Here is a 6,246-nt window from a genome sequence, read left to right as displayed (position 1 = left end):
TATGACTTTACTCAGGATATTGAAGAACAGGATATATTGTTTGATATGGACAAAATATTAGCACTTAAGGTCGCTTAACTATCTCATTGCCAGTTTGGGCTGGATATGCGGTAAAACCCAATGATAGGATTTAATGATTCTGATTGGGTCATTAAATTGGAAAAATAATTGGATAAGGTAGCAGCTATTCCCGATGCCATCATCCATACGCCCATCATAAGCCCTTGTAATTTTTCCGGTGCAAGACTTCCTATCATCGCATATCCCACCGGAGCAAGAAGCAACTCCCCTGCCCCTTGAAAAAGATAATGCGCAATAATCCAACTCATGCCAGTCAGTCCATTCGCATTAGAGTTTTCTATACCTAAAGTTAATACCAAAAATGATAATGCAATAAACACTAAGGAGCAGATAAATTGTTTCGACAAAGAAATAATTATTTGTTTTTTTCTTAACCAATCAAATAAAGCGATTACTATAGGAGAACCAACAATTACAAAGATGGAGTTTAAATTCATCAGCCATTGAGGAGGAATATAATAAGAGCCGATGTAAATATCCACGTTATATTTCAAAAATTGCGTAACCCCTATTGGTCCGACAAAATACAACATCCAAAAAACAATGGAGCTTCCGGTTAAAAATATAAAAGAATAAATCTTTTTTCTCTCATGCCGAGTACTTAAACCATGTCCTAATAAGGTAATATAAATTAACGCTGCAACACCTATACAAAGTATTAGACTATTCGCCAGCCAGGAATAATGGAAGCCCGCAAAAAGAATGGGCACAATCAGTACTATCAACAATAGCCCTATCCTACCCCTTTTTATTTCATCTCGAGTATTCGTTTTGTTTTTATCAAAATAGCGCCACGACTTGACGATGAAAAACACGGTAATCAAATTAATTAAATTGCTTACTTCAAATAAGTGCTCGTATCGTTCGTGAAGATCTATAAATCCCCCCATAATATAACCAGAAAGAAATCCGATATTCATTGCACTGTAATTATGAAAAAAGGCTTTTTCTCGTAATTTATTTTCATGGCTATTAAATTGCTGAGTAATAAGGCAGTTAATACAAGTAGAGCCTAATCCGCAGCCAATCAAAAATAAACTTAAGCCTAGATACACTAATGAATCAGAAAAATTTAGAACTATTAGCCCCAATGTTTGTATGAGTGTTGAAATAGCAAAGAGTAATCGATTACTTAACAATCTATCACCTATGTATCCAGCTAGAAAATGTAAAATAAAATTTGACGCGAGAAAGAAACCAACTATCCCATTTGCTTGAGTTTGGGTTAAACCAATTCTCTTTGTTAAATATAGAGACAAAGATGAAAATATAATTGCAAAACTGAATGTACTTATTGCATTCAAACAATGTAAATATGCTATCCCTTTTCCATTACCTCCTACTGCTTCATGCATTTCACTTCCTTGTTAAAACTTACACAATTTTTATTTTCCGCATTATAACCAGACAAGCGCTATATACTCTATTATTAATCCCAAGAAAAATATTTATCAGCTCTCCATTTTCATGATTGAATCAAAAAAATTTTTATCCCCAAGACTTAATCTTATCGATACCGCTTTTCTGATCAATCCTGTGCGTACATCTTTCATCAAAGGTTTGGTTAGTTTAATTTTTTTTTCAATTTCCAAGATTTTATTTTTTGTTTCTTCTGTGAAAAATACCTGGGTAGCTCCTTCTAGAGGAGCTTGATTTAAACCCTCAAAAATATCATCTATTAACTCGGAATAATCCAGATCCCTTTCGTAATCACCCCATTTTATATCTGAAAGTGTATATAAATAGTATTTAACTGCATCTTCAATAAGCAATGATTGCTTTCCCCTGCCTTTATAATCTTTTTCAGATTGTTGTCGCAGCTTTTCTTTAATATCTTTTGGAAATCTTATGCACACAAGCCACTTTTCTTTTTTTTGAGGGGCTTGGAAAAATAACTTTTTTGTCGTTCGCTTCGCTGTCATGGATCACCACATTATTCAATAATCAAAATAATCAAAATAATCAATTTTTATATTATTTTTCATTAAGTTAACTCTAATTTGCCCCGGAGCATAATTCTTCTTTTAAGGCCATTTCCTTAATTTTATTCAGAATTATTTCTAAAGTTCTGTAGGATGAGTCTTGTATTTCTAAATTTTCAATTTCAGGAAATCTATTCAGTAAAAATTTCCGCATAGACTCTGATTCATTGTAATCACCAATTTTGAATGTGGCATATTTTTTCGTAGCCCCACCCTGTCTTCCGCGAGATTTAGGTTTCTCTCTTTTATCTTTATTTTTGTGATCGTTCAGCTGCAATAACTCCTGTTCGATTTCCTTATAAGATTTTGGTGCCAGCATTCTTATCATTTTGAAAGTTAGTGCGTTTTCGTTAATTTTAGAAAATAAAATGGGAGGATAATTATCGGATTTGGAGCAAATGTTACGTAACGCACTTACGATCCCCTCGCCTAAGCCAATAATCAAGGATAACTCTTTATTTTTTAAAGATTGTACGTCTGTATCAGTTAAAAGCTGCTGGAATATCTGAAAATTTTGGGAAACCGTTAAACCTTTTCTCAAATTATTTTCAGATAGCTGCCGCCTCAGTTTTCGATGTTTAACCTTAAGTTTAACAAGCATACTTTCATCGGTAATTTCGATACAAGTAACTGTAGATACACCTGCCATCATCGCTGCAAGGCGTCTTTGATGTCCCTCTAGAATAACATAACCATACTCTAGCGTAGAGTGAATAAAATAATCAGGATCATTGGCTCGATCTGCCAAGAATATTTCTATAGGCTCAATAAGACCGTCTGCCCGAATGGAAAATGCCAAGTCTCTCAAAAAATTATAACTATCTTCAAGAAGCGCATTGCTTCCCAAACCTAGTTGGAGATAATCTGGAATCTCATATTCTCCAGTCTTTTCAGAAACTCGACAAAGAGAGCTTTCAGTCCCTATTAATAGATATTTTTTTAGCCAAGCATCATCTATAGTTTCGCCTGGTCGTGGATTATCAGGATCGGGAATTAATGAAAATGGAGAATGCTCTACAAGCTGCTTTCCCCTTGTAAATTTTAAATTAGCAGTAATACCCGCTCTAGTAACAGTATCTGGTTTGTTTAAATTGTTATTAGATAGTGAGCTCGTTGATATTTTTTTCTTGATTGACATTTACTTTTTCCCCCAAAATTTTTTTATAAACAAACTCTCCCAATGCCGCAGCTTCAATAGCAAACCTATCATTGTCCTTCAATTCTGTATAAGGTGCCGTAATTGGTGCTTGATCCTCATCAATATCAATTGCTCTAGGCGAATCATGAATCTCAATGCCATCTATCAACAAAGAAGATAGCATAGGATTATTTTTGATTGTCTCGATGATCCTATTTTGGGGAGTTCGTTTATTGTAATCTACTTTGTTTTTCAAAAGCCCAATAATTTTAGCTTGAGCGTTTGATGGTCTATATACATTTTGGCGATTTACAAGATCAACCATTCCAGCCAATCCTTGAAGAGATTTATTACTTAACTCTAAAGGTATTAAAATATGCGTGGCAGCTCTTATTGCACTCTGTGTCAACGGTCCTTTTGCTGGTGGTGTATCAATGATGATTAAATCATAACCACACTCAATGAAATCATCCATGGCAAAAAAATCATATGGCCTTTGGACTATGCTTTCCAGGCTATCACTATATTCGAAGGCTTCTATATCTTTTATTACAGATGCATCGCTAGGTAAAATATCTAAATTGTCCAAATCTGTCGGATAAGGCACAACTGGTGTAGCAGTCCACATAGCCAGAGCCGAAGAACGCCCATCCCATCCATCATCTTCAGGATTATTGGGATCATAATCTGGATGCAAAGGAGGCTTATAGTTTGACATATCCCTAATACGAGTATCTCGAAGAAATCTATAAGACATGTTACCTTGAGGGTCGAAATCAAGAACCAAAATTTTTTTATTTTTTTTAAAGGCTATATAAGTTGAAATCAATTGGCTTATTAAGCTCTTACCAACGCCACCTTTGTTATTCGCAACAACTAAAACTTTAGGTTGTTTCTTTTTCATATATTTTCCAATTATAGTTTCTATTGCATAGAAAAATTTAATAGATTTAACCCATTAAGTCAATACCGTATTGAGTATTAATTTTTATTAATACTCCCTCGTTCATCAATGATATTAATCAATATCTCAAATAACACAAATTATTCGAAGTTAATCACGAAAATATCTCGATGTAGCAATCTTTTAATAGAAAACGTTTTTTATGCTCGTTTAAAAAAATCTATTGATCTACGTGTGTTTTCGATCCAAAATAAGTTTATTATAATTACCTTGTATTGAGTATTAAAAAGTAATTTCAGATATAAAGAGGGACAATTGAAATGAAAAAATAAAATCAATAAAAAAGGGTTATATAAAGTTTGCAGACTTTATATAACCCTCAAATAAATTTAGCTTCGAACAAGGCTAAAATATATCAAGAATATCTTTCGAGTGATTATTCTTTGTATTTCATTGTCAATTCTAGTCTTGTTCCCAAAAAAAAACAATAATAGATAAGGATATATCTATGGGGAACCTGTGTTCAATTTTTCACATGAGATTTAAAAGTCTCATGAAAGTCATTCCATCTGCTCGCAAAGCGCAACTGGCGGATTACATACTGCTCGGCTGGCAAACCAGCACCTACACCTTAAAAAACTCTGATCGTAAATGGTTCATGAAGCCCTATGCTGAAATCGTTGAAGACACCGGTATTCCCCAAAGCACCTTAGAAAGGTATATCAAAGAATTACATGATGAGGGTTTTATTGAACGACGCCAGGCGCTTTATAGCAGAACCAAAGAGCAGGGGGGCTTCGAAGTTAAAAAGGGCAACTACATTCACATTACGGATAAACTACTCGCACTGATTAAGCCGCCTAAACCTGTTTCTGAGAATCCACCAGGTGAAACAAAAGATACCCACAACGAGATCGATGATACTCACAAAGAAAACGACCAAAACAAGACTAACATTAAACCAGAATGTAACGATCTTGATATAAATGAGGGGATCGATCCCCTCAAAATGAGGGGATTATATATAGGTGATCTTTATCCTTCTATTTTTATTAATAATATTATTGTAAAAAAATTAACTCATTCTGTGGATAAACCCACACTGATGCGATTAAGTCAGCAATTTGAAACCATTCAGCAGTTACTCTATTCGGACATCAAGGAAGAAATTCCCGATGAGGTCAAAAAACTGGTATTGGGTACTTTTTTTAATTTAACCTTTCAACACAAAAAACAATTCTCGTCCCCCAAACAATTGGCAGCCGAATATCTGTTTGCGTTGTTAAACAGTGAATTTTATTTGCCGGAGGTGACCTGTTTTAAACACCGAAATAACATCCTTTCAAAAATGATTCGGGACAATCGTTGGTGTACTCCGAAGGGCTTTTATAAGCACTTCTATCTTGGACAGGACTTTAAAGACCAACAGCAACTACGCGAAGAACAATGGAACGAGCAAAAAAATAACGAAATGAATCTTAATCATGGAATGATTGAAGCGTTCGAGGAGAGCCAGCAGGAACACAAAGACGAACGATTGATTCAAATCGAGGCTCAAATGTTTGAACAAAGCACGTTACTTGAGACGCTCACGCAAAGCATCTATCAACAATCAAGTGAAGAACTTATTGCTACGACTCAAGCACGTATTCAAGAGGTAAAACAAGAGTTGGAACGTTTGTGGCATCAGCAGTTTCTTTTGGAGCAGGAACTAAACGCAGTCGATTTGATGAAGCGTTGCGCTTAAGTCAACGAGGTGTGTATCACTTTCACGTTTAGTCGGTGTCGCGAAATGTTTGGGGTGCGTTTGATGGATAAAAATCGAATGAATTTTTTGATTTTCAATCATTAACAAAGTATCATTATTTGAAATAGTTTTTCAATATTAAATAACAAAAAGGATTCTGGTGCAGGGAATGAGCTATTTATTAGATATCAAACAAGGATTGCTCGTAACGCCCAATGGCGGGAGCATTGCCAGCAATCAGCAATCAGCAATCAGCAATCAGCAATCAGCAATCAGCAATCAGCAATCAGCACTAGATTTTCCCTTATTTTCATTTTGCTCCATTATATTTTACTGTGTTTCTTTCCTTTGTTCAGGGCTTTGCTTCATCTCTTTGCTTTACTTAAATCCTATG

General features: G+C 34.8%; 6 protein-coding genes. 2 read left to right on the top strand and 4 right to left on the bottom strand.

The features are described 5' to 3' along the window. Positions 1-83: 83 nt before the first annotated feature. The 4 genes from ELY15_RS12710 to ELY15_RS12695 all read right to left on the bottom strand — a co-directional run bounded on the left by ELY15_RS12710 (position 84) and on the right by ELY15_RS12695 (position 4,105). Entirely contained in the window at positions 84-1,436 is a 1,353-nt protein-coding gene (locus ELY15_RS12710; protein WP_127100615.1) for a peptide MFS transporter, read from the bottom strand. Positions 1,437-1,532: 96 nt separating this feature from the next. Continuing rightward, a complete protein-coding gene (locus ELY15_RS12705) occupies positions 1,533-2,003 on the bottom strand; it encodes a hypothetical protein (RefSeq protein WP_127100613.1) in 471 nt (156 codons plus the stop codon). A gap of 73 nt (positions 2,004-2,076) precedes the next feature. Continuing rightward, positions 2,077-3,201, bottom strand: a complete 1,125-nt coding sequence (locus tag ELY15_RS12700) for a ParB N-terminal domain-containing protein (protein ID WP_127100611.1) — start codon at positions 3,199-3,201, stop codon at positions 2,077-2,079. Then, on the bottom strand, positions 3,161-4,105 hold the full coding sequence (locus ELY15_RS12695) for a ParA family protein (protein WP_127100609.1): 945 nt from the start codon (positions 4,103-4,105) through the stop codon (positions 3,161-3,163). The genes ELY15_RS12700 and ELY15_RS12695 overlap by 41 nt, the downstream gene beginning before the upstream one ends. Before the next feature lie 553 nt (positions 4,106-4,658). Here ELY15_RS12695 and ELY15_RS12690 point away from each other — a divergent pair. Beyond that, positions 4,659-5,852, top strand: a complete 1,194-nt coding sequence (locus ELY15_RS12690) for a hypothetical protein (RefSeq protein ID WP_233586727.1) — start codon at positions 4,659-4,661, stop codon at positions 5,850-5,852. Between the two features lie 169 nt (positions 5,853-6,021). After that, a partial coding sequence (locus tag ELY15_RS12685) for a hypothetical protein (RefSeq protein WP_127100605.1) occupies positions 6,022-6,246 on the top strand: 225 nt, incomplete at its 3' end.

Origin of the sequence: Legionella sp. km772 (assembly GCF_003989735.1) — a bacterium.
Lineage (GTDB): Bacteria > Pseudomonadota > Gammaproteobacteria > Legionellales > Legionellaceae > Legionella.
Note: the sequence above shows the minus strand (reverse complement) of the source record. Positions and strands in the feature narration are given on the sequence as shown.